18 protein-coding genes are annotated in these 21,981 nt (G+C 68.5%); 9 read left to right on the top strand and 9 right to left on the bottom strand.

The window, feature by feature from the left end; genetic code table 11:
* Window positions 1-313: 313 nt before the first annotated feature.
* Window positions 314-1,726, bottom strand: a complete 1,413-nt coding sequence (locus tag ACFY2A_RS20740) for a phosphatase PAP2 family protein (RefSeq protein WP_387173749.1) — start codon at window positions 1,724-1,726, stop codon at window positions 314-316.
* A 185-nt stretch (window positions 1,727-1,911) separates the two neighbouring features.
* Between ACFY2A_RS20740 and ACFY2A_RS20735 the strand changes: the two genes are divergently transcribed.
* The gene (locus ACFY2A_RS20735) at window positions 1,912-3,117 is read left to right on the top strand and encodes a monooxygenase (RefSeq protein WP_387173747.1); all 1,206 of its coding nucleotides are present in this window, start codon (window positions 1,912-1,914) and stop codon (window positions 3,115-3,117) included.
* A gap of 225 nt (window positions 3,118-3,342) precedes the next feature.
* Here ACFY2A_RS20735 and ACFY2A_RS20730 read toward each other — a convergent pair whose 3' ends face one another.
* Entirely contained in the window at window positions 3,343-4,005 is a 663-nt protein-coding gene (locus ACFY2A_RS20730) for a response regulator (protein WP_387173745.1), read from the bottom strand.
* A 916-nt stretch (window positions 4,006-4,921) separates the two neighbouring features.
* Here ACFY2A_RS20730 and ACFY2A_RS20725 point away from each other — a divergent pair.
* A complete protein-coding gene (locus ACFY2A_RS20725; protein WP_387173744.1) occupies window positions 4,922-5,632 on the top strand; it encodes an ABC transporter ATP-binding protein in 711 nt (236 codons plus the stop codon).
* A complete protein-coding gene (locus ACFY2A_RS20720) occupies window positions 5,629-8,163 on the top strand; it encodes an FtsX-like permease family protein (RefSeq protein ID WP_387173742.1) in 2,535 nt (844 codons plus the stop codon). Before ACFY2A_RS20725 ends, ACFY2A_RS20720 begins: the two co-directional genes overlap by 4 nt.
* An 87-nt stretch (window positions 8,164-8,250) precedes the next feature.
* Here ACFY2A_RS20720 and ACFY2A_RS20715 read toward each other — a convergent pair whose 3' ends face one another.
* Together ACFY2A_RS20715 and ACFY2A_RS20710 are read right to left on the bottom strand one after the other, a co-directional pair.
* Window positions 8,251-8,712, bottom strand: a complete 462-nt coding sequence (locus tag ACFY2A_RS20715) for a nitroreductase/quinone reductase family protein (protein ID WP_387173740.1) — start codon at window positions 8,710-8,712, stop codon at window positions 8,251-8,253.
* A complete protein-coding gene (locus tag ACFY2A_RS20710; protein ID WP_387173738.1) occupies window positions 8,709-9,488 on the bottom strand; it encodes an SDR family NAD(P)-dependent oxidoreductase in 780 nt (259 codons plus the stop codon). Before ACFY2A_RS20710 ends, ACFY2A_RS20715 begins: the two co-directional genes overlap by 4 nt.
* Window positions 9,489-9,616: 128 nt before the next feature.
* Here ACFY2A_RS20710 and ACFY2A_RS20705 point away from each other — a divergent pair, with 128 nt between their 5' ends.
* On the top strand, window positions 9,617-10,252 hold the full coding sequence (locus ACFY2A_RS20705) for a TetR/AcrR family transcriptional regulator (RefSeq protein WP_387173736.1): 636 nt from the start codon (window positions 9,617-9,619) through the stop codon (window positions 10,250-10,252).
* A gap of 266 nt (window positions 10,253-10,518) precedes the next feature.
* Here the strand turns inward: ACFY2A_RS20705 and ACFY2A_RS20700 are convergent, their stop codons facing one another.
* A complete protein-coding gene (locus ACFY2A_RS20700) occupies window positions 10,519-11,145 on the bottom strand; it encodes a TetR/AcrR family transcriptional regulator (RefSeq protein ID WP_387173734.1) in 627 nt (208 codons plus the stop codon).
* 46 nt (window positions 11,146-11,191) lie between these two features.
* On the opposite strand from ACFY2A_RS20700, the gene ACFY2A_RS20695 reads away from it, so the two are divergent.
* Both ACFY2A_RS20695 and ACFY2A_RS20690 read left to right on the top strand, forming a co-directional pair.
* Window positions 11,192-11,791 carry an ester cyclase gene (locus ACFY2A_RS20695; protein WP_387173732.1) on the top strand — a complete coding sequence of 200 codons (600 nt, stop codon included), beginning with the start codon at window positions 11,192-11,194 and terminating at the stop codon, window positions 11,789-11,791.
* A 1,669-nt stretch (window positions 11,792-13,460) separates the two neighbouring features.
* Window positions 13,461-13,823: a YciI family protein gene (locus ACFY2A_RS20690; protein ID WP_387173731.1), complete on the top strand. Its 363-nt coding sequence runs from the start codon at window positions 13,461-13,463 to the stop codon at window positions 13,821-13,823.
* 446 nt (window positions 13,824-14,269) lie between these two features.
* Here the strand turns inward: ACFY2A_RS20690 and ACFY2A_RS20685 are convergent, their stop codons facing one another.
* The 3 genes from ACFY2A_RS20685 to ACFY2A_RS20675 form a co-directional block, all read right to left on the bottom strand.
* Complete coding sequence (locus ACFY2A_RS20685; protein WP_387173729.1) at window positions 14,270-14,626, bottom strand: hypothetical protein; 357 nt, start codon at window positions 14,624-14,626, stop codon at window positions 14,270-14,272.
* Window positions 14,627-14,834: 208 nt separating this feature from the next.
* Window positions 14,835-16,112 carry an MFS transporter gene (locus ACFY2A_RS20680; RefSeq protein ID WP_387173727.1) on the bottom strand — a complete coding sequence of 426 codons (1,278 nt, stop codon included), beginning with the start codon at window positions 16,110-16,112 and terminating at the stop codon, window positions 14,835-14,837.
* Window positions 16,112-17,455, bottom strand: coding sequence for an NAD(P)-binding domain-containing protein (locus ACFY2A_RS20675; protein WP_387173725.1), 1,344 nt, complete (start codon window positions 17,453-17,455; stop codon window positions 16,112-16,114). Before ACFY2A_RS20675 ends, ACFY2A_RS20680 begins: the two co-directional genes overlap by 1 nt.
* Window positions 17,456-18,170: 715 nt before the next feature.
* On the opposite strand from ACFY2A_RS20675, the gene ACFY2A_RS20670 reads away from it, so the two are divergent.
* A complete protein-coding gene (locus ACFY2A_RS20670; protein WP_363924868.1) occupies window positions 18,171-18,545 on the top strand; it encodes a metalloregulator ArsR/SmtB family transcription factor in 375 nt (124 codons plus the stop codon).
* A gap of 36 nt (window positions 18,546-18,581) precedes the next feature.
* Here ACFY2A_RS20670 and ACFY2A_RS20665 read toward each other — a convergent pair whose 3' ends face one another.
* Entirely contained in the window at window positions 18,582-19,709 is a 1,128-nt protein-coding gene (locus ACFY2A_RS20665) for a flavin-containing monooxygenase (protein WP_387173721.1), read from the bottom strand.
* Window positions 19,710-19,772: 63 nt separating this feature from the next.
* Between ACFY2A_RS20665 and ACFY2A_RS20660 the strand changes: the two genes are divergently transcribed.
* Both ACFY2A_RS20660 and ACFY2A_RS20655 read left to right on the top strand, forming a co-directional pair.
* Window positions 19,773-20,105, top strand: a complete 333-nt coding sequence (locus ACFY2A_RS20660; RefSeq protein ID WP_363924870.1) for a metalloregulator ArsR/SmtB family transcription factor — start codon at window positions 19,773-19,775, stop codon at window positions 20,103-20,105.
* Between the two features lie 86 nt (window positions 20,106-20,191).
* A complete protein-coding gene (locus ACFY2A_RS20655; protein WP_387173718.1) occupies window positions 20,192-21,877 on the top strand; it encodes a hypothetical protein in 1,686 nt (561 codons plus the stop codon).
* Window positions 21,878-21,981: the final 104 nt, after the last annotated feature.

Below are 21,981 nucleotides of genomic sequence, written 5' to 3'. Positions count from 1 at the left end.
ACTGTCATCACTAGCCCCCTAGGTACGGGTTACGTCGCTTGTCTGAGGGCTACTGATACCGAGCGAATCTGAGGCGACCGTTAATGCGGCGCTCACGCCGGGCGGCCGAACCAGGTGCCCAGGGCACGCATCAGGGCGGTGGCGTCGAGGTCCTGCCCGGCAGACGAAGTCCAGGCGACGCAGCCGTCGGCCGGATGAGCAACGTGTCGACGTCCACCTGGTCCGTGCGCGCGGTGACGGTGTTGACCCGTGCGGTCCACGCGTCCGCGGTCGATCCCGCCGGTCTTGATGTTCCAGGTGACGAAGCGCAGCGTCAGGTACGCACCTCGGCCGGCGCCGCCCGCACGTTCGGCCGTAGCACCCACCACAGCAGGCCGACCCAGAGCGCGGTCAGGATCGCGGCGCCGAGCAGATCGGTCGGGTGGTGCATGCCGCGGTACATCCGGGACAGCGCGACACCGGCCGGCATTACCACCGCGAGCACCACGGCGAACCAGCGCCACCGGCTGCTCACTCGGTCCATGATCAGGACCGCGATCGTCACCCAGATGCACATCGTCGCGGCGATGTGCCCCGACGGGAACGACGACGTGAGCATCGGGCTGTCGAGCTGCGGCACCGGCGGGCGGTCCCGCTTGACGCTGGCCGCGGTGCACAGGAACAGGGTGAGCTCGCCGACCATGGTGAGCACCAGGAACACCACCGGTCGCCACTGCCGCCACACGGCCGACGCGATCGTGCAGAACACCAGCGAGATGGCCAGGATGGCGCTGGTGTCGCCGGCCTTGCTCCACACCCAGCTCACGTCGTCCAGGGTGGGCGTGCGCAACGTCTGCAGCCACCGGACCACGCTGTCGTCGAAACGTCCCAGCCAGGTGCCCTCGGTGTGGTTCGTCAACAGGTAGCCGACGACGTACAGGATGCCGAACGTGAACACCCAGCCGGTCAGGATCTCGGTGGCCTTGACCCACCGGTGCGGGATCGGGCGGCTGGAGTCCGGCACCGGGTTGATCGCCTCGGCGGCCTCCGGCTCCAGGCCGTCGTCGAGCGGCGCCACCGGGTGCCCCGCCTCGCGCCGCCACAGCCGGAACGCGTACGCCGTGACGCTCAGCCACAGCGCGCCGAGCAGCCAGCCGGCCAGCACGTCGGTCAGGTAGTGCACGCCGAGCGCGATCCGGGTCACCCCGATCGCGACCACGAGCAGCGCGACGGCCGTCGTGAGCAGCTTCCGGTAGCGCACCGCGGGCAGGAACACGAGCAGCAGCGCGCCGTAGACCACCATCGACCCGAGCGCGTGCCCGCTCGGGAAGCTGTTGCCGGGCGCGATCGCCACCGGCACCTCGACCACCGGGCGCAACCGGCCGACCAGCGACTTCACCGACGGGTCGAGCAGCAGCGCGCCGGCGGTGGTGGCCAGCAGGTAGACGGCGAGGCGGACCCGCCGGCGCACCAGCAGCAGCAGCGCGGCGACGCCGACCAGCCAGAGCATGACCGGCCGCCCGCCCAGCCGGGTTGCCCCGTTGAGCGCGTTCACCAGGTACGGCCGGGGCGACACGACCTCGTTGAGCTCCCGGGCGACACCGCGGTCGACGTTCGCCACCGGCTCCAGGTGTAACCGGACGAGGAGCACCAGCAGCCCGAACCCGAGCCCGACCAGCAGCGGCACCCAGTGGCCGGCCAGCCGACCGGGCGGCGCTTCCCCGGACGGCGTCGCGTCGACTGCCATCAATGGCCTCCAGGTGCGAGCTACATCGCTTATCCGATGCCGGCTTCGTACCGAGCGAATCTGAGACGACGATTAATGGACGTGCGGGCGGCGAAGGTGAAGCGGCACCGTGGTACCGCCTCTCTGCCGAGGATGACGACCGCAGTACGACGAAACAGGACGGAATCGGGCCTAGCGTTCAGGCTATGACGAAGCTTGACAGTCCACTGCGGAGGTTCGGGGCGGCCACCATGGCGCTGGCGACGGCGTTCGCTGTCGTCGCCTGCGGGTCGGACGCCGACAACAGTTCTGCGCCCGCCGCGACCGGATCGCACAGTGCGCACGCGGGCGGGTCGTCGGCTCCACCGCAGCCGCTGCGCGCCGGCGAGCGGTTCGTCGACCTGAAGATGGCCGAGGCATACACGCCCGCGCCGCCGGAGGGCGGCACGGACGAGTACCGGTGCCAGATGATCGATCCGGGCCTGACCAAGGCGGCGTTCCTGACCGGGACCCAGTTCACGCCGGAGAACGTCGCCATCGCACACCACGCCATCGTGTACGCGGTGCCGCCGGGCGCCGCTGCCGTGGTGCGCGAGCAGGACGCGAAGACCCCCGGCCCCGGCTGGCAGTGTTTCGGCGGGACCGGCGTGCCCGGCGCCGAGGTAGAAGATGATGACGCGGCGTGGGTGGACACCTGGGCGCCGGGCGCCACGGAGACGCTGCTCGACCAGGACGCCGGCCACAAGCTGGAGCCGGGCAGCCTGCTCATCCTGCAGATCCACTACAACCTGCTCGCGACCGACGGCAAGCCGGCCGGGTCGGACCGCTCGGCGGTGCGGCTGCGGCTGACGGACGGCACGCCGCAGACCCGGGAACTCGAGACGTGGTCACTCGATGCGCCGACCGACCTGCCCTGCGCCGCCGACGAGTCGGGTCCGCTCTGTGACCGGGCGACCTCGATCGCGGACGTGGCGAAGCGGTTCGGGTCGGAGGTCGGCGAAATGGCGGACCGTCAGGTGGAGGAGTGCAACCAGGGCGGCGCGCCGAAGCCCGGTGACACCCAGACCTGCGACCACAAGGTGGAGGCGCCGATGACGCTGTTCGCCGGTTTCGGCCACATGCACATGCTCGGGCGGGCGATAAAGGTCGAACTCAACCCGGGCACGCCGAAGGCCAAGGTCGTGCTGGACGTGCCACAGTTCGACTTCGACAACCAGCGGCTGATGAAGCTGCCGTCGCCGGTGGAGATCGGCCCGGGGGACACGCTGCGGGTGACGTGCACGCACGACGCGGAGCTGCGCAAACGCGTGCCGCAGCTGAGCAAGCTGCCGCCGCGCTACGTGGTGTGGGGCGACGGCACCAGCGACGAGATGTGCATCGGCATCATGACGGTCTCCCCCCGCAAGTCCTGACGAAGTGTCGAACGTGTGTGACAGCTCTGAGCTCACACACGTCCGCACCGAACTCACACCCGTGCGGCGTCGCGGCGGTCGGGCAGGCGGTGACGTGGGCGACTGCACGTGGACCGACAGCGGAGCGGTCGATTACCCGGAGCGGATCGGCCCAGAGCGGATCGGCCCGGAGCGGTGCGGCTGGGAACTACGATCGCGCCCCTCAGGGACGCGCGAGATGAAGCGCTAATTCGGCCGGGTGAGTCTCAGGTCGTAGGCGAGGGTGACGGCGTGGATGCGGTCCCGTGCGCCGATCTTGGCGAGGACCCGCCCGACGTGGGTCTTCACCGTCGACTCCGACAGCGTGAACCGTTGTGCGATCTCGCCGTTGGTGAGGCCGTGGCCGATGGCGACGAGGATCTCGTGCTCGCGGTCGGTCAGGGAGTCAAGCCGGGGATCCTGCCGCACGAGGCCGCAGAGGTCATCGTCGAGCCGGTCGACGAACGCGTCGAGCAGCCGCCGAGTCAGCGCCGGCGCGATCACCGTGTCCCCGGCGGCGACGGCCCGGATGCCGGCGAGCAGATCCTCCGGGCGGGTGTCCTTGAGTAGGAAACCGCTCGCCCCGGCTCGCAGCGCGGCGAGCGCGTACCGGTCCACGTCGAACGTCAGCACCAGGATCCGCGAACGTCCGCCGGCGGCGACGATGCGCCGCGTGGTCTCGATCCCGTCGGCGCCCGGCATGCGGATGTTCATCAGGACCACGTCGGGATGCAGCTCGGTGATCCGCCGAACGGCCTCGGCGCCGTTCTCGGCTTCGCCGACGATCTCGGTGTCGGGGGTGCTCTCCAGCAGCATCCGAAACCCGAAGCGCTGCAGCGGCTGGGGCTCCACCACGAGCACAGTGATCATGAATGGCTGCCTTTCAGGGTCGCGTGGACGCTCCAGCCGCCGTCCGGTGCGGGTCCGGCGCTGAACGTGCCGCCGTAGAGCGCGGCACGTTCGGCCATGCCGGCGGGGCCGAGACCCCGCGTCGCCCCTTCATAACGAGCGAACCTGAGACGACTGTTAAGACCAGTGACGTAGGGTGCGCATGCGCCGACGTCGTACTCCCACACGTCTGGGTGGACCGGGGCGATCTTTCCCACCGCCATCAGCAGGACCTGGTGCTCTGTGTCGCCTGGGCCTTGTCTGCCTTGGGCAGGATCTCGCGGCCCTCACGCTGGTGCGTGTGCTGACACCTGGTTCGGCCGACCGGCCTGAGCGTCGTTTTAACAGTCGTCTCAGGTTCGCTCGGTAGGAAAGTCGGCATCAGATAAGCGATGTGATCCGTGTGTAGGAGCTAGGTAGTGATGGCGGTCAACGCAGCGCCGTCCGGGGAACGCCGGCCGGTCGGTTGGTAGGCCGGTGGGTGCCGTAGTTGGTGATTGGCTCGTGGGTTGCGCTGGCGGCGGTCGTGGTAACGGGCGTGCACGCCCGCGCCACCAAACCCGCTCGCCGAACCGGCATACCGGCACTGTGAACAGGGACAGCACGCCAGCTCCCAACCCAGATCGCTCGCCGCGTCCGGACATCAAGCGGTGAGGCAGACCTGCTCCAGGAGACATCTGCGGGTGCCGCCGTGCCTGTGTGCACACCGAACCCGGCCTGGGCAACGACGACAAAGCGGTGAAGCACCACCGGTCTCATTGAGCACGGTATCTGGAATTCCTTGCAAAACCCTGATCAACCATTTATCGGAGGTCTCGTGTCCTCACGTCCAGATTCCACGGTCGTCGATCGGCAGTCCGGGAGCGCGCTGTCAGCCGACGCTGATGACGCTGCGGCCATGCTCGTCGGCGCCGTCAAGCGGTACGGCTCCGGCCGGTCGGCCGTCGTCGCGCTCGACGACGTCACCATCGCGTTCCCGGTGGGGAAGTTCACGGCTGTGATGGGCCCCTCGGGTTCGGGAAAGTCGACGATGATGCACTGCGCCGCCGGGCTGGATCAACTGACGTCGGGCCGCGCATTCGTCGGCAGCACCGATCTGTCGGCCCTCGACGACCGCGAGTTGACCAGGCTGCGCCGAGAACGGATCGGTTTCGTGTTCCAGGCGTTCAATCTCGTGGCGACGCTCACGGCCGAGGAGAACATCTGCCTGCCGTTGACGTTGTCGGGGCGCCGGCCGAGTGTCGCACTGCTCGATCAGGTCGTGGGGCTGCTGCGCCTCGGTGATCGCATGCATCATCGGCCGACGGAGCTCTCGGGTGGCCAGCAACAGCGAGTTGCCGTCGCCCGGGCGCTGGTCGCCCAGCCGCAGGTGGTTTTCGCCGACGAGCCCACCGGCAACCTCGACACCCGGTCCGGGCAGGAGATCCTCGGATTCCTGCGATCAGCAGTTGATCTGCATCACCAGTCGATCGTGATGGTCACGCACGACCCCAACGCCGCTGTGTGGGCGGACCACGTCGTGTTCGTGGTCGACGGCCGAGTGCACGACGTGATGGATCACCCGTCGGCCGATTCGGTGATCGACGTGATGAAGGGCCTGGGGCGATGAGCCAGATGATGCGGAGTGCGGCTCGAAGCGTGCTCGCGAGTCGGGGTCGGTTCGTACTGACGGGCACGGCGATCATGCTGTCGGTGGCGTTCCTCGTCGCGACGCTGGTGCTGTCCGACTCGATGCGTGGCCGAGCGGCCGGTGACATCGCCGAAGCGTTGGCCGGGACGGACGCCGTGGTGCAGGGCGTCGTTCTCGGCGAGCCCGGCGGAGGGCCGGGAGACCCGGAAAGGTCGGTTCGGCGATCACTGGATCCCGACATCACCGAGCGCGTGGCTACGGTCGACGGCGTCGACCGGGCCGCCTCGCAATGGGTCGGCTTCGCGAAGCTGGTCGTCGACGGATCGTCAGTCGGAACCGGCACGGCGAGCGACGTCGGTCGCAACTGGGTCGCCGACCCGGCGCTGAATCCGTTCCGGCTCGCGAGCGGGCGACCACCGACCGAGGTTGGAGAGATCATGGTCGATCGCTCGCTCGCCGGTGACGCAGGCTTGGCTCCGGGTGACGTCGTACAGGTCCTGACCACGACGGGGATGTACGACGCGACCATCACCGGTGTCGCGACGTTCGCGTCGGCGGACGCGGCACCGTTGCAGCGAACGGTGCTGTTGCCCGACAAAGCGGTGTCCGCCTGGCTCGACACTGCGGCGCCGACGGAGGTGCTCGTCGACGTCGCGGAGGGTGCTGACCGCGCCGAGGTGCTCGGCCGATTGTCGGCGCTGACTGATGCCGAGGTCATCGACGGGCCCGACCACATCCGGACGATGCAGGCCGCCGCGACGTCGCCGCTGCAGTTCCTGACCGTGTTTCTCCTGGCCTTCGCCGTGGTCGCGGTGTTGATCGGTGTGACGATCATCTTCAACACGTTCGCGCTCACCGTCGCTCGCCGCCGGCGGGAGTCGGGGCTGCTGCGTGCGATCGGTGCGGAACGACGCCAACTGCTCGGCGGAGTGGTGATCGAGGCGGCGCTCGTCGGGACGATCGCCACGCTCGTCGGCCTCGTGTGCGGGGTCGCGGGAGTGGGCGCGCTGCGCTGGCTCGTCGGACTCGCCGGGATCACGTTGCTCACCGGGCCGTCGATCGTGAGCACGACCTCGATCGCGGTCGCCGCGACCGTCGGTGTCGGCGCAACGATCCTCTCGGCATGGATCCCGGCTCGCCGCGCGGCGGCGACACCGCCGATCGAGGCGCTGCGCGAGAGCGCCGCGGAACCCCGGGTCGTGAGCCCGGCGCGAACTGCGAGCGGGCTCGTGCTCGCCGCGGTGGCGGTCGCTGGAGGAGCTGTGGCTGTGGTGCGCTCGAGCGCGACGTGGGCCGTGCTCGTCGTTGCCATCGTCCCGGCGCTCGTGCTGTGCGGCCCGGCGATCGTGACCGCCGCAGCGCGTGGGAGCGCTCGGGTGGCCCGTCGCGCCGCCGGTGTGTGCGGCTCGATCGCAGCGGGCAACCTGGCTGCGAGCCCCCGTCGATCGGCGTCGACGGCGCTCGCGCTCATGCTCGGCACCGCGATGGTGACGATGTTCGCGATCTTCGCGAGCTCACTGACGAGCGCGGTTGGGACGGACGTTCGTGAAGGACTGCAGGCGGACCTGGTGGTCACGTCGGCGACCGCCGACTTCCCGACGATCGACCCCACCCTGGCCGGCCGGATCGCGGCGCTGCCCGACGTCGACGCAGTCGCTGCGCTGTCGATTGCTGAAGGGATCGTGGCAGGGAAAGCCGAGGCGATCGGCGGCATCGACCCGACGGCACTGCCCACCATGTTCGACCTCGACCCGATCGCTGGCGACCTCGCCGACCTGGGCGAGGGGGGCGTGGCCGTGGTCGGCGACGACCCGACGCTGCTGGGCGGAACCCTCGCGATCGAGTTCGAACGCTCGACACTCGAGGCGCCGATCGTTGCCGTGGTCGCGAGGAGCACCGGCGGTTTCGAAGCCCCTTTGTACTTCGCCGACCGTGCGGCACTCGACGCCTTAGTTGGTCGTCTGCTCGACGCACAGGTGTTCGTCGACCTCGCCGACGGAGCGGCCGCGGACGCCGAGGAAGACGTGCGGGCACTGGTCCGGGACACGCCCGGATCGTTTCTCGAGACCCGAGAGGAACACGTCGCCAACAGCGGGAGTGAGATCGCCGCGTTCGGGAACTTCATCGACGGGATGCTCATCCTGGCGAGCTTCATCGCGCTCCTCGGAGTCGCCAACACCACGGCGCTCGCGATCAACGAACGCTCTGGAGAGCTCGGGCTGCTGCGAGCGGTCGGCGCGACGCGCCGAGAGCTGCGTCGAATCGTGCGGCTCGAGGTGGCACTCCTGTCGCTCGTGGCAGCATCGATCGGTATCGCCGTCGCAGTCGGCTTCGGCTGGGCGCTGATCGACGTCACCGGTGGCACGGAGATCCCATCCGTCGTCGTACCGTGGTCCCGCCTCGCAGTGACGCTCGTCGTTGCGGTTGCAGCCGGCGTCGTCGCTGCAGCGTGGCCCGCGTTCCGGGTCTCCCGGGTACCCGTGCTCGAGCTGGCGGGCCGGGACCGCTGATGCGCAGTTCCTACGCCCGGACCGCGCGGTCGTTACGGGCCTCTGGCCGACGACTTCGCGTCGTCGCGTCACAGGATGCGAGGCGGCTCAGTCGAAGTGGATTCGCATCAGCCTGCTTGCGGCCCAGTCCTGCAATCGCGTCGGCCTGACGGTGCCAGGGTCGTGAGGCTGGTTGAGGTCATCGACGATGGCTGCGATGACCGCGGCCCGTTCCGTGGGATCGGTGACGGTGGTGGCGTGCGCCGGCAGGTCCGCTCTGACGCCGTTCTTGAGGTGGAAGGTGAAAGCGGGGTTCGCAGATAGATTCGCGTACCAGCCGGTCGGGCCTGCGCTCGCTCCGCTGCAAAGGTAGGTTGCGCCGTTGGCGCGATAGAAAAAGATCTCAATGCGACGCGGTCGTCCGGTACGGCGCCCGGTGGTGGTGATGTCCACGATTCGTTCGCGGGTCCCGGCCGCGGGTGTGATCTCGATGGCGCGCCTGATCTCGTGCGGCAGGTGCGCCAGCGGGTCAAGCGTGCGGCGTCCACCATTCTCGTCTGCGGGGTTCATGCGGTTTCCCTCTGCAGTGCGGGGCCGAGGAGTAGTCCGCCGTCGATGACATACTCGGCGCCGGTGATGAAGGCCGCGTGGGGCGAGATGAGGAACAACAGCAGCGCAGTGATGTCGGCGGGCTGCCCGAGCCGCGGGACGGCGAACGGCTCGGGCGAGTAGAAGTCGGCGATTGGGGTGTCACTGCCGGCCGCCGGCTCGGTGATGAACGGGGTGGCGACAACGCCGGGGTGGATGGCATTGACGCGGACGTTGTCGCGGCCCAACTCAAGGGCAGCGGTCCGAGTGAGCCCTCGGACCGCCCACTTGCTGGCGACATAGGGCGCGTAGAAGGCAGTACCGCCGACGCCCATGGTGGAGGCGATGTTGACGATTGCTCCGCCTCCCGCGCGCCGTAGCGCCGGGGTGGCCGTCTTGATGCCGAGGAAGGTGCCGGTGAGGTTGATGTCGAGGATGCGGGCCCACGTAGCCCGGTCCGTTGACTCGATGAGGGCCGGCGGGTTCTGCACTCCGGCATTGTTGACCAGGACCGTGAGCGCGCCGAAGGCCTTCTCGGTCTCCGCAATGGCGGCGGCCCACGAATCCTCCTGGGAGACGTCGAGGTGGACGAAGCGCGCCCCGCGTCCCAGTTCGGCGGCGAGGCCGGCGCCGCGCTCAGCATCGATGTCGCCGATGACGACGTTGGCGCCTTCGGCGCGCAAGGCACGAACGTGGCTGGCGCCCTGCCCACCGGTGCCGCCGGTCACGAGTACGGTCTGATTGGCGAAGCGGGGCATCTGGTCCTCCGAGTACGAGCGAGAGACGACAACCCGTAGGACCGGGTGGTGAGTTGAGCGACTCACCACTCTGAAAGTACGCCGCCCGGAGTGGTGAGTCAACCCACTCGCCTCGCTATGATGGGCGCATGACCCCAGCGCCGTCGGCCTACCACCAGCGCGTGGCGCAGGAGAAGCGTGCGCTCATCGTGCAGGCCGCTACTGAGCTTTTCCTCGAGTTGGGCTACGACCGGGCATCACTGGCGCGTGTTGCCGAGAGCGCCGGGGTGTCGAAAGCGACCCTGTTCAAGCAGTTCCCCACTAAGGCGGCATTGTTCGATGCCATCGTCATCGACTCGTGGGCCGAGAACGACGTCGCCGACGTGCCGCTCGCCGGTGACCTGTCGGCCGGCCTGACGGTGCTGGGACGGCGCTACGCGACGCTGATGAGTCAGCCGGCGATGACCAACCTGTTTCGCATCGTCATCGCCGAACTGCCGCGCTTTCCCGAACTGGCCAAGGCGCATTTCTCACAGGGCAAACTGCCGTACTTCGAGGCCGTCCGGATCTACCTCATGACCGAGCGCGACGCGGGAGTCGCGGACATCGCTGACCCGGAGATGGCCGCTACGCAGTTCCTCGGGATGATCTCCAACTACCTGCTCTGGCCGAGCCTTCTGCTCCCGGACTGGACGGTGACGCCTGCCCGCGCGACCGCGGTTGTGGACGAAGCCGTCCGAACCATGGTTGCCCGGTATGGCACCGATGAGGCATATTCATCGTGATGAAGAGGCCCTGAGCAGGTACACAGCGGCGTGTCATTGCTCCAGATAGGAGGGAAGCTCCGGTAGGACAGCAGTTGGCCAAGAACGATGCCCCGTAGGGGAGTTCGTTGCTGACCTGTCCTGTAGGTTGCTCAGCGACCTGGCGAGGTTGGCAGGTAGGCAGCGGGGTTCGCGTCGGGAAGCCGCCGCCGGATGGTGACGGCTCTCCTCGATCTCGGTCAGGCTATCGTCCCGAGTTCGCCCTGGCAGTGGCCAGACGCAGGCAATCATTCCCGCACCGACGGGCGATTACCGGCATCGTCCATCCGCTGGCCGTGGAGCACGCGAAGCGCGTCGAGTGCGACTGCGGTGAGAACGGCACGGCCAACACCGGCGCGGCCGAGCAACTCCATCCCTCGAGTGACGGCGACGAAGTAAACGGCCAGCGATTGCACGTTCGCGTCCGCAGGTATATCCCCGCTCTCCCGCGCATGTTCCAGACATTCAGCATAGACGCCGGCGAGCTGTTCGATACCGGCCTTCGCGGCCGTCGAAAGCGGATCCTCCGCGCCGGTCGATTCGACCAGCGCCCGCGTGGTGAGCGAGACCCGCCGATCGCTGCTGCTGAACTCGATCGCCATCATGAGCAGGTGACCACGAATGCGTTCCAGTGGCGAAGCGTCATCGTGCCCGAGCGCTTCCGAGACGGCGCGCGTCGCCTCGTCCCGATCCTCAGAGAGCGCCCGGAAGAACAATTCCCGCTTCCCGCCGAACGCGTTGTACAAGCTCTGCTTCCCTAGGCCGGTCGCCCGCACAAGGTCGTCCAGTGTCGCAGCGGCAAGACCGTGCACGGCGAACACCTCACCAGCGCTGCTGACGACATCGCTCTCGACAAACTTGCGGGGACGGGGCATGTGAGCAAGCTTACGTTATTGACCATGCGGTCAAAAACCTGCTAGCTTGACCGGGCGCGCATCAGTGCACCACGACGGAGACGCCGTCGACCTGGAAGGCGACGTCGTCACCTGGCTCCTGTCGGACGGCAGCAACCCATCTCCCATCAACACCAAACATCAAGGAAGAAGACAAGTGAAAAGTAACGAAGAGGTTGTTCGCGAGGCATACCGGCTGTCGGAAGGAAACGTCCTCGATGGACACGGTTTTCGCGCCTTATTCACCGAAGATGGAGCGTTCAACGACGTGCCGAACTCGCTAACCTTCCGCGGGGACCAGATTCCCCAGGCTCTGGCGGGCTTCGCCTGCGTCTTTCCCGACGTTCACCGCGAGCTACTCGAAGTGCATGCACTCGGCGATGTCGTTGCCGTCAAACTCCGAATTCAGGGAACGCATCTCGGCGGGTTCCCTACCCCGGTCGGCGAAATCCCGCCGACCGGCAACCGGATCGACGTGCCGACGGCGGATCTCTGGCATCTTCGGGACGGAAAAATCGAAAGGTTCGACTGTTACAACGCAGCGAACGTGCTGCTCGCTCAAATCGGGGCCAACCCCGACTTCAACTCGGCAATCGAGGCCGCCAAGGCAACCGCCACAGGGGCGTAGCTCTGCCGGGCGGCGCCGAGTATACGACAATCTCCGCAATAGCCCGGCATAAAGGCGGTTCGGCTGATGCCGCGGAGAGGAACTGCGACAGCATCATCGTTCTGGGCAGTGCTGCAGGGTGTGGCTGGCTTGACCCTGGCATGTGTATCCCCAACTGACCCCACACCCCCAACAAAACCCGATCATGTATCGGATCAGGATCTGCACCCTGCGCACGACAGAAGCGCTCCAGCAGTACGCCACTGTGCACTGGCCGCGGCATCTCGCCACATGCCCATGTTCGACGTCACCGTGCACGGCTTCTGGACCGATCACCAGGCCGGCGCGCTCCGCATGATCGTCCTATCCTCGTTCCGAGAGGGCACCGACCCCGCTGAATTCACCACCGCTTAGCTGGCGAGGCTCGCACTGGTGGCGGACATGCACGGCTTCGACGCCAGCGACATCATCAAGGACGAGGAACTGCTGCTCGACCCGGTCGCCGGATCTCCCCTGGCCTGAACGCCTCGGACGACGTCGTCACGCGTTGTGGCCTGTCGTGACGGTCAACGCCTGGCTTCTGATCACACGTAGCTTGCCGCAGGCGACAATAGGTGCCCGGCCGATCTGGTTGCCCGGATCGCGCGCTGTGGCGATCGTGGTTGCTCGGCGGCTGCTCGGGCGTCGGGGACTGACGCGGACGAACCGCTACCCGCGCGGACCAGACCGGAGACGCGGCATCCACCTTGTCATCGAAGAGCGAGAATTGCTGGCGTCATCACCGCGTAGACCTGTGTGAACGCAGCCGGATCGGGGCGGACTGTCGGGCTTGCGGTCGTACGAGTTGGGTCGAGTGTTGGTCGTAGAGGATATGCGCTGATGGCTTTGCACTACGGATCAGGAGGTTAGCGGTTCGAGTCCCTTTGGGCGCGCCACCCGATCAAGGCCGTGGCCAGCGAAAAGGCCGGTTGCGGGCCTTGACCGTTTCCCAACTTGTGGCGTGATCTTCCGCCATGTGGGAGCTTGGTGCTCCGATGTCTGGGTGCCGTCTGAGGGGGGTTCGTGCGCGTGAGTGTTGGGCCAATGCGTTTGCGTACCACCCAGTCTTGATCATGGCTGAGGGGGCGGTCGACCGGCGCGGACGACTGTCCACCGTGGTTGGTCAAGTGGATCTTAGTGGTGGGGGTTGCTGCGGGGGTGTGTCGCGGTCGGTGCTGAGGTGGATCGGCATCGTGGCGGGGGCAGGGCGGGGGCAGCCGGAGCCGACCCGCGTGACGGCGAGCCGGTTGCTTGACCGAGGCCCCCGCATGCGGTGACGTGCGGCACGCGACACAGCGCGGCCGACCGTGAGGACCGGTCGGGACACGTCCCTGCGTCGCCGGCCGGCGACGCAGCGAGTCGGCCGGCCGCCTACCCGCAAACGTCTTTTCGTGTTGCCGCCAGCTCATGGCGGCGTTCGACCGCGCACGCTCATGGCCGAGAAGAGTGCGTTGCCGCGAATTTCCATGGCCGGCATCCGCTATGCCGGCGTCACGGTGCGTGCCGTCCTGCAGTTCTGGTCCGGCCGATCTGAGGGCAACGGTTGACCGGTTGGCAGGAATCAAGCTGGAGAGTGTCGGATCCGGCGGTTCTCGTTCGTAGCGTACGCAGAGACGGACGTCGGGTCCGGGGACGATCAGAGGGAGCGGACATGGCTGAATACCTCGTCTACTTCAATCAGCAGTGGGTGGGTGACCACACCGAGGAGTGGTTCCGTGAGCGCGGTCCACTCGCCAGGGCGGCTGTTGATGAGATCAAGGCCGTCGGGGCGTTCGTTTTCGCGGGGGGCCTGGAGGAGGACGGCCCGGTCTTCACCGCAGACGCCACGAGCGGTGCGATGGTCTTCACCGACGGGCCCTATGTCGAGAGCAAGGAGTTCCTGGGTGGCCTGACCATCGTGGACGTGCCGGATGAGGCGACTGCGCGGATGTGGGCCGGCAGAATCGCGGCGGAGGCCTGCGGCTGGCCGCAGGAGGTTCGCCGGTTTAAGCCGCCGCGCGTCTTGCAGGGATGAGATCGTCATTCGTCGGTTGAGACTTGACCCGGGGCGTGGCCGGCACCGGGGCCGACGTCGCTCGCTGAGCGTGACGCTCGCCCGGGTCTGCTCGGCCCAGCCGGCGCTGCCTGGCCCGTGCGCGGTGGCGCGTTCCAGGCGGCCGGTCAGCTCGCTCTGCACCGTGTCGAGCCGGGTATCGACCGCAGCGCTGAGCCGGTGGTGGGCCGCGGCGCAGTCTCCGGCGTGCCACGCTTCGGCGAGACGGGCCAGGTCGTCGCCGCAGATGCCGAGAGTCTCGGCACCGGCCAACAGCCGCACCGTGTGCGCCGTCGCCGGCGGGTAGCCGAGGCGGTCACCGTCGCGTCGCGCCGGGGGCAGCAGACCGGCCTCGGCGTAGTGCCGCGGCCGCTCGGCGGGCACGTCAGCCCGGTCGGCCAGGTCGGGCAGGTTCAGCAGGCCCGCCGTCACGAGGTCGTTCCGACCGTCACACCGGCCGACGCGCTGGCCGATCGCACGAGCGAGTCGAGGACGTCGGCGTACTGGACGGGCACGGCGACGTCGAGGGTCAGCGCCTCACCGTCGTCGGTCGGCCCCGGGGTCAGGGTGAAGGCGAAGAACGAGCAGCACTGGGTCTCCCGGGCGGTCAGGTCACGCACGGTCGCCTCCAAGCCGGTCGGGCCGGTCAGCTGCATCCGGGCGTGGCTCGGGTTGAGCGTCTCGACCTGACGCACGGCGGTGGCGAAGAGGTTGTCGAACTCCGCCAGCCGCAGCGGCTGTTCCACGGTTGGCAGGGTGCAGGCGTCGGGGACGATGAACGACATCGCAGGCTCCTTCGGGCTGGTCGGGCGTGGGTCTGTCCGCGCCGTCCACTCGACGGTAAGCCTGTACCTGGGTACCGAATGCAAGGGTCATGCGGGGCGGCCCGTTCGCCGCCGTCCGCAACCCCATCTTCACCGCAAATGGCCGTCACCAGCGTCGGCCTCACGCGCATGGTGCACAACGCGGTCAGTGCACCCGCCACCGCCGTGCTCATCGCCGCGATCCGGATACCTCTGGCGACGTATCCGCGTGAGGGCTGCTGCTCCGGGTGCCTGGGCGGTTCAGCATGCCGGTGGCGGCGAGGACGCAGCAGGTGGCCACGGCGCCGAGCAGGAGGGTGTATCCGCCGTCGAGGTGCAGAACGGCGGCGGCGCCGAGAGGAGCGGTGGCCTTGGCGACGGTCACGGGGGCGGCGAGTCGGCCGGCGATGGTGGCGTAGGCGGCGGTGCCGTAGCGGTCGGTGAGCAGGGCTGGGGTGGCGAGGCTGGCGATGCCGAAGCCGAGCCCGAATCCGGTGACGGTGACGACGGCTCCGACGCGGGTTCCGGCGGCGAGGGGCATGGCGAAAACGGCGACCGCCTGGATGACGAAGACCGCGGCGACGGTGGTGGTGACCGGTATTCGGCGTCGGGCGGCGGTGAGGGCGAGTCTGCCGGTGACGGACAGGACGCCGAGCAGGCCGGCGGTGGTGGCGGCGAAGGTGGCGGGGTGGCCTCGGCTGGTGAGGTAGCCGATCAGATGAACGCCGATGGTGCTGGTCGCCGCGCCATGAGCGATCAGGGCGGCGGTGAGGACCCAGAGCCGAGGGTCCCGCATCGCTGCGCGCGCCACGACGCGCCGTAGCGCGTGGTCCGGCCGCGTCGAAGGGCTGATTGTCCTGGCGAGTGGCGGTTTGCGGATGGAGAGGGCGTGCAGGGGAGCGGTCACGACGCCGTGAACGGCGGCGAGCGTGAGCAGTGCGCCGCGCCAGCCGAGGTGGGTGGTCAGGTAACCGGTGAGGGGCATGAAGATGGTGCTGGCGAACCCGGCGACGATGGTGACGGCGAGCAGGGCGGTGGGGCGTCGGTCGGGGGTGAACCAGGAGACGATGACGGCGAAGGCGGGTTCGTAGAGGACCATCGCGCCGGTGATCCCTATGCCGATCATGACGGCGTAGAGCTGCCCGATGGTCTGGACCTGCGACCAGGCGACCAGCAGGGCGGTGGCGGTGATCGAGCCTGCGGTCATGAGGGCGCGTCCGCCGTGCCGGTCGAGCCATCTGCCGACGGGGACGGCCATGAGAGCGCCGGCGAGGACGCTGGCGGTCAGTGCGCCGGTGACGGCGGTGGTCGAGGTCTCGAGGCTTGCCGCCATGGGGGCGAGCAGGACCGCATAGGCGTAGTAGAGGGTGCCGTAGCCGACGGTCGAGGTGATGGCGAGGGCGGCGACAATGCGCCACCCGTGGCGCCCGCCCACCGTCGGGTCGGCGGGCGCCATCGTGGTGGTCATCAGCTGCCGCAGCAGCCGCCGGTCTGGCCGCTTGCCGGCTCGTCGGTGTCGACCAGATTCAGCGGTGTGGTGAGTAGGCCGCCGCTGACAGAGTCGACGGGGTTGCTGCTGCAGACGCCGGTCTCGGGCAGTTCGAGCCGTACGTCGCGGGCGGCCTGCCAGTCGCCGGCGAGGGCGGCGACCACGGATCGGGTCTGTTCGTAGCCGGTGGCCATGAGGAAGGTGGGTGCGCGGCCGTAGCTTTTCATGCCGACGGCATAGTAGCCGGGTTCCGGGTGGGCGAGTTCGTCGACGCCGTGCGGGGGGACCGTACCGCAGGAGTGTTCGTTGGGGTCGATGAGCGGTGCGAGGGCGCGGGTGGCACCCATGATCGGGTCGAGGTCCAGGCGCAGCTCGGCGGCGATGGCGTGGTCAGGCCGGAAGCCGGTGGCGGCGACGATCCGGTCCACCGTGACCTGTTCCTGGGCGTCGCCGCGTCGAACGGTCACCGCGACCCGACCGTCGGTGGGGGTGATCGCGTGGACGGAGAAGCCGGTCAGCAGGCGGATATGGCCGGCGTCGACGTGGGCGCGCAGGCGGGCGCCGAGCGCGCCGCGAGCGGGTAGTGCGTCGGCGTCGCCGCCGCCGTAGGTGCGCGTCGGTGACAGCGATCGGATGGCCCAGGTCACCTCGGTGCCGGGTACGGCGGAGGCGAGTTCGGCGAGCGAGAGCAGGGTGTTGGCGGCCGAGTGTCCGGCGCCGACGACCAGGGTGTGTCGGCCGGCGAAGCGGGCCCGGTCGGTGCCGAGGACGTCCGGCAGCGCGTGTTCCAGGTGAGCGGCGGCGTCGGTTTGACCCTGGGCGGGAAGGCCGGAGGCGCCGAGCACGTTCGGGGTGTCCCAGGTGCCGGAGGCGTCGATCACGGCCCGGGCGAGGATCTCCTGTCCGTCGGTGAGGCGGAGCAGGAAGGGAGCATTCTCCCGACCGGTGGTACGCAGTCGGTCGTAGCCGAGCCGGCTGATCGCCTCGACCCGCGCGCCGTAGCGCAGGTGTGGCTTGAGCTGCGGCAGGTTCGCGAGGGGCTGAAGGTAATTCTCGACGAGGTCCGCGCCGGTGGGTAGGGCTTCGAGGTCGGGTGCCACCCAGCCGGCCTCGTCGAGGAGGCGGCGGGCGGCCGGATCGATGTTGTACCGCCAGGGTGAGAAGACGCGGACGTGAGCCCACTGCCGAACGGCGGCGCCGGCACCGTCGCCCGCCTCGAGGACGGTGTACGGCAGCGCGCGCTCGTGCAGGTGGGCGGCGGCGGCGAGGCCGACCGGCCCGGCACCGATGACGGCGACGGGCAGCTGGTCCAGGTCGCTCATCAGAAACTCCTTAAGTAGAGAATTATCGAACCTGCGGGTGTCGCGGACCACCGGGTCACCGCGCCGACGGTGGATGTCGGCTGATGGCAGGGCTGCGACGGCTGAGGAGGTTCACTCTCGCCATCGGCCGTCATCGGGCGGACGAGGAGTTCGGCCATCAGCAGACTCCATCCGCGGGCGGCAGAGCTGGCAGCGCAGATTTGCCGGTACGGCCGAGGGTCATCCACAGCACCCCCGTCCTGCGTTGATGGCATCGGCCTTGGCCTCTGCGTCGCAGCAGGAGCCGGCGGCGTCGGCGGCCTCCGCCGTGCCGCAGCAGGGGTCGGCAGCCGCCGTCTCGCCGGCGGGCGGGAGGGTCGACCCGACCGCTTGGGCGGGGCTTGCGCAGCAGGAGCCGGAACCAGTGACCGCGTGGGCGGCGGCCGGGTCGCCGGCGGTCTGGGTGTTTGCGCTCATCAGGGGTGTCCCTTCCGGAATATCGAGAGCTGATCAGGGGGTAGACGGTGGCGCTGGCATGTTCGTGGCGGCGCTGCGCGCGCTGGGCTTGGGCTGCGGTGGGCATCTCGGCCCATGAGTCGCGAACGGCACTTCCGTCGGGGCTGCCCGATGGCCGCCGAGCCTTCCGGGCATGACGACCCCTTCCTGGTGACGTTTGTCTTGACGCCTGTCTAAACAGAGACTTGCACGGTGATTAGAGAGATGTCAACCTAGAGGCATGTCGAAACAAGCTGCGCCGCTCGCCGTGATCGACCTCAACGCCGAAGCGCCCTGCTGCCCGCCGCTGGCGCACGGCCGGGTGCCGGCCGAGACCGCCGCGGTCCTCGCGCCCGCGTTCAAGGCCCTGGGCGATCCGGTGCGGCTTCAGCTGATGTCGATGATCGCTTCCGCCGAGGGTGGTGAGGCGTGCGTGTGTGACCTGACGCCGGCGTTCGACCTGACCGGGCCCACGATCTCGCACCACTTGAAGGCGCTGCGTGAGGCGGGCCTGGTGACGGCCGAGCGGCGCGGCACCTGGGTCTACTACCGGGCGCGTCCGGAGATTCTGCGCCAGCTGGCGGCCCTGCTCACTGTCGACCCGACCGGGTCGTAACGCCAGGCGCCCTGGGGGACGCCCACTTCCGAGAGGTCAGCGTGGTGCGCCAACCCGGCCGGTCGGCGCGGACCTCGGGACGCCGGCCGAGCGTGGCAGCCTGCGTCGCCCGGATATGTGCCCGGCCAGGGCACGCATCACGTGGCTGGCGTCGCGGCTGACGCCGCGCAGCGTGTTCGAGGCGAAGGATCGCTGGAACTCCAACCCCACATAGGCCAACCCTCGATGAGTGGTGGAGAGCCCGCCCACCTGTCGGGGCCTGCCGTGCGCGACGGTGCCGAAAGGCTCCAGGTAGCCCACGTCGGGGCGGTAGCCGGTGGCGAAGATGACCGTGTCCACCGCATCGGCCGTGCCGTCGCTCCAGACGACGCCATCGGGGGTGAATGCGGTGAACATGCCCCGGCGTGCGAGCTGCCCGGACGTGATGGCCCTGCGGTAGACGCCGGTGTCGAGCACGGCAGCGTGCCGGATCAGACGGGTGAGGACCCGGTGGGGTAGTCGGTCCGCGCCGGTGACGCGCAGCCAGTGGTGCAGGTCCCGACCGCCGATGCGCTGCGGCAGGAACCGGACGGGTTCCCGAGTGGCGAGGGTGACGTGCGCATGCGCCGCAAGTTCGTAGGCGATCTGCACTGCGGAGTTGCCTGCTCCGACGACGACGACCCGCTTGCCCGCGTACGGCTCCGGCCGGCGGTAGTCGGCGACATGCAGCAGGGCTCCGGTGAAGTCGCTGCGGCCAGGCAGGTCGGGTAGGTACGGGTTGCCGAAGGAGCCGCTGGCGGCGACGACACCGGCCGCGGCGATCTCGTCACCGACATCGGTACGGATCAGATACCCGCCGCCAGCGCGCGGGTGTACCTCGGCGACGCGGACGTCGGTGCGGATCTCGGCGTCCAGAGTTGCCGCGTAGCGGCGCAGGTAGGCGACGACCTGGTCGCGGTGGGGGTAGTGGTCGGGATCCCCGTCGAAGGCCAATCCGGGCAGGGCGCTGTAGCGGGCGGGCGAGAACAGGGTCAGGCTGTCGTAGTAGCCCGGCCAGGAGCCGACCGGCTCGGCGCCGGCGTGCAGGACGACCGGACGCAGGCCGACGGCGACGGCGGCGTGGGCGGCGGCGAGGCCGGACTGGCCGCCGCCGATGATGATCACGGGATCAACTTGAGTAGCCACGTCTCGATCATAACGTCATTTTGTTTAATGACAATATGATGTTTGGAAGGTAAGGGTGTGCCCATGAGTCAGACCGCCGACGACCAGCCGACCGGGCTGCCGAGCGCTGTCCTGGGACTTGCGCCGCAGACGCAGGAGTTTCTCAAAGCCCTCGGCAGCCCCACCCGGCAGCGGATCATGTTGCTGTTTGCCCGCGGTGCCGAGATCTCCGTCGGCGAGGTGGCCGAGCGGGTCGGCATCAGTCAGGCCACCGCGTCGCAGCAGTTGACCCTGCTGCGGCGTGGCGGAGTGGTTACCTCCCGACGCGACGGCAAGACGGTGTACTACCGGGCCGACCGCGACGGCGCCCTCGCCGCCCTGGTGGATCTGCAGTCGTACCTCAACACCTGCTGCTGACACCCCTGAGAGGCCGACGTGCTATCCGATCTACGGCGGCACTGCAGTGCAGCCGCAAGCTAGTGTCGAGGTACGCAAGCACATCGATGGGTGAGGGTGTGGTGGCGATGGAATTCTCGAGTGCTCCGGAAAAGCCCAAGGATCCGGAAACGCCCAAACACCCAGAAAATGTCGCGCCTACCGTTTTCTCCGACCCGCTGCACCGCCACCTGACCTCCGACGGTTCACCGAATGACCCCCCGGAGTCGGGGCTCGGTGGCATTACGGCACCTGACTGGCGTCGCCCGTCGCACCATCGCGTGGCCGCCGACGGTGCACCGGACCACCTGCCAGACGAGAACCTGGGAGCAGCGGACGAGCCTGGCGATCGCGAGGTTGCGAACCGGACCGACGAGCGCGACGCGCCGACCGTCGACGGCAGGCGGTCGGACCAGAACAAGGACTTGCCCGGTACTCACCCCGCGGAGTTCGCAGCTGGCGACGATATCCCCAGCGTGGCGACCAAGCCGGCCCAGGCCCACCGCGACGGCCGATCAGACGACCCACGGCGGGCACACCACCGAGTTGAGCAGATCTCAGAGAAGGAGTCCGCGTCGGCCGACGGTGAGAAACTGGACCTCAGCCACCCGCCGGACACGGATAGGCCCCGAGAAGCCGTGCCGACGCATCGGCGGGAGGGCTTCATCCAGAGCCAATATCCTCGCGGTGAGCAACCATATCCAGCCCTGGTGGACACGGCGTTACAGGAGACCCTCGCGGATGTCGTCGCCGAACTGGACCTCACCACGCAGTGGCATCGGCTCCTGGAACAGCGGATGTCGCGAGTCGAGCATCTGGTCCACCGCGTACGTAACCTGCCCGTGGTTCGCGTCAACCCCGAGCTTGGCGAGGAACTGGACGCATTGCGGCTGGCCGACCCGGACTCGTGTCTACACACGGTCAGTCATCTGCTGGCCGAGGTCCTCAAGCTCAGATCAGCGCCAGATGGCAGGGACGGCTTCGACGGATGGACGGCGACTCTCGACGCGCTCGCTACCGAGGCGGGACGCCTGCTGCCAGAAGCGGTGGTCGCGCCGGATGCACGCGGCCACATCGACGGACGGATGCCGGCTGGACCGGTCATGGAGGTGGAGGTTCGCGACTCGGTGGGCGTGATGTGGGGCGTCCAGAATAGACTAAATGTCGAACACCTGTGTGTGGTGAAGAGCCCCGTCATCGAGCTGGCCGAACTGATTGAGATGGACGACGGAGAGCCGGTCTTCAACTGGTCGGCCTGGCGTTTCAACCCGACTCACACGTCCGACCACGGCCCGGCGGCAGGCGGAGTGGCCGAGACCTCGCTGCACCACGGCTTCTGGGCCAATATCTGGAACTGCACCGGCATCACCGTCGGTGACCGCAACATGGTGAACCTGACCTATGTTCATCGATTGACGTCGTGTCCGGTGAATCTCGTACCGCTACTGCGCGACCCGCAGGTGCGGGCCGATCTGGCGCAATGTCGCGACGACTCGCCGGAGAACGCACAGGGTGCGCAGGAGGCCCGGCACCGGCTGCCGACCACCGTGGCACAAGCCGTGCGGGCGATCGACGTAAGTAGGCTGGTCTCCGGCGAAGAGATTGCCGCCTTGGCTGCCCGGACGCGCCAGCCCCAGGTCCGTGGGCGGGCTGGCGCACTGATCATTAGGCATGGTGTGGGAGTGGCGCTAGGAATCGATCCGGCGGTGACCTGGAGCCACACTACTCGGATCGATCCGATTCGGGTCAGGTGACGCGGCTAGTACGGCAGCCGCCGTTTGAGATGTCGCTGGTGGGGCCGGGTAGACGAGGTGCGGCCACCGCGTGATCGTCTGTCTGCTGTGGACATGACTTCAGA

This window comes from Micromonospora sp. NPDC000442 (assembly GCF_042898635.1).
In the GTDB taxonomy this organism is placed as follows: Bacteria; Actinomycetota; Actinomycetes; order Mycobacteriales; family Micromonosporaceae; genus Micromonospora.
Note: the sequence above shows the minus strand (reverse complement) of the source record. Positions and strands in the feature narration are given on the sequence as shown.

Excerpts from the sequence above, each read along its gene's own strand:
- ACFY2A_RS20740 (WP_387173749.1), bottom strand. The coding sequence starts at position 1,726 with ATGGCAGTCGACGCGACGCCGTCCGGGGAAGCGCCGCCCGGTCGGCTG.
- ACFY2A_RS20735 (WP_387173747.1), top strand. The coding sequence starts at position 1,912 with ATGACGAAGCTTGACAGTCCACTGCGGAGGTTCGGGGCGGCCACCATG.
- ACFY2A_RS20730 (WP_387173745.1), bottom strand. The coding sequence starts at position 4,005 with ATGATCACTGTGCTCGTGGTGGAGCCCCAGCCGCTGCAGCGCTTCGGG.
- ACFY2A_RS20725 (WP_387173744.1), top strand. The coding sequence starts at position 4,922 with ATGCTCGTCGGCGCCGTCAAGCGGTACGGCTCCGGCCGGTCGGCCGTC.
- ACFY2A_RS20720 (WP_387173742.1), top strand. The coding sequence starts at position 5,629 with ATGAGCCAGATGATGCGGAGTGCGGCTCGAAGCGTGCTCGCGAGTCGG.
- ACFY2A_RS20715 (WP_387173740.1), bottom strand. The coding sequence starts at position 8,712 with ATGAACCCCGCAGACGAGAATGGTGGACGCCGCACGCTTGACCCGCTG.
- ACFY2A_RS20710 (WP_387173738.1), bottom strand. The coding sequence starts at position 9,488 with ATGCCCCGCTTCGCCAATCAGACCGTACTCGTGACCGGCGGCACCGGT.
- ACFY2A_RS20705 (WP_387173736.1), top strand. The coding sequence starts at position 9,617 with ATGACCCCAGCGCCGTCGGCCTACCACCAGCGCGTGGCGCAGGAGAAG.
- ACFY2A_RS20700 (WP_387173734.1), bottom strand. The coding sequence starts at position 11,145 with ATGCCCCGTCCCCGCAAGTTTGTCGAGAGCGATGTCGTCAGCAGCGCT.
- ACFY2A_RS20690 (WP_387173731.1), top strand. The coding sequence starts at position 13,461 with ATGGCTGAATACCTCGTCTACTTCAATCAGCAGTGGGTGGGTGACCAC.
- ACFY2A_RS20685 (WP_387173729.1), bottom strand. The coding sequence starts at position 14,626 with ATGTCGTTCATCGTCCCCGACGCCTGCACCCTGCCAACCGTGGAACAG.
- ACFY2A_RS20680 (WP_387173727.1), bottom strand. The coding sequence starts at position 16,112 with ATGACCACCACGATGGCGCCCGCCGACCCGACGGTGGGCGGGCGCCAC.
- ACFY2A_RS20675 (WP_387173725.1), bottom strand. The coding sequence starts at position 17,455 with ATGAGCGACCTGGACCAGCTGCCCGTCGCCGTCATCGGTGCCGGGCCG.
- ACFY2A_RS20670 (WP_363924868.1), top strand. The coding sequence starts at position 18,171 with ATGTCGAAACAAGCTGCGCCGCTCGCCGTGATCGACCTCAACGCCGAA.
- ACFY2A_RS20660 (WP_363924870.1), top strand. The coding sequence starts at position 19,773 with ATGAGTCAGACCGCCGACGACCAGCCGACCGGGCTGCCGAGCGCTGTC.
- ACFY2A_RS20655 (WP_387173718.1), top strand. The coding sequence starts at position 20,192 with ATGGGTGAGGGTGTGGTGGCGATGGAATTCTCGAGTGCTCCGGAAAAG.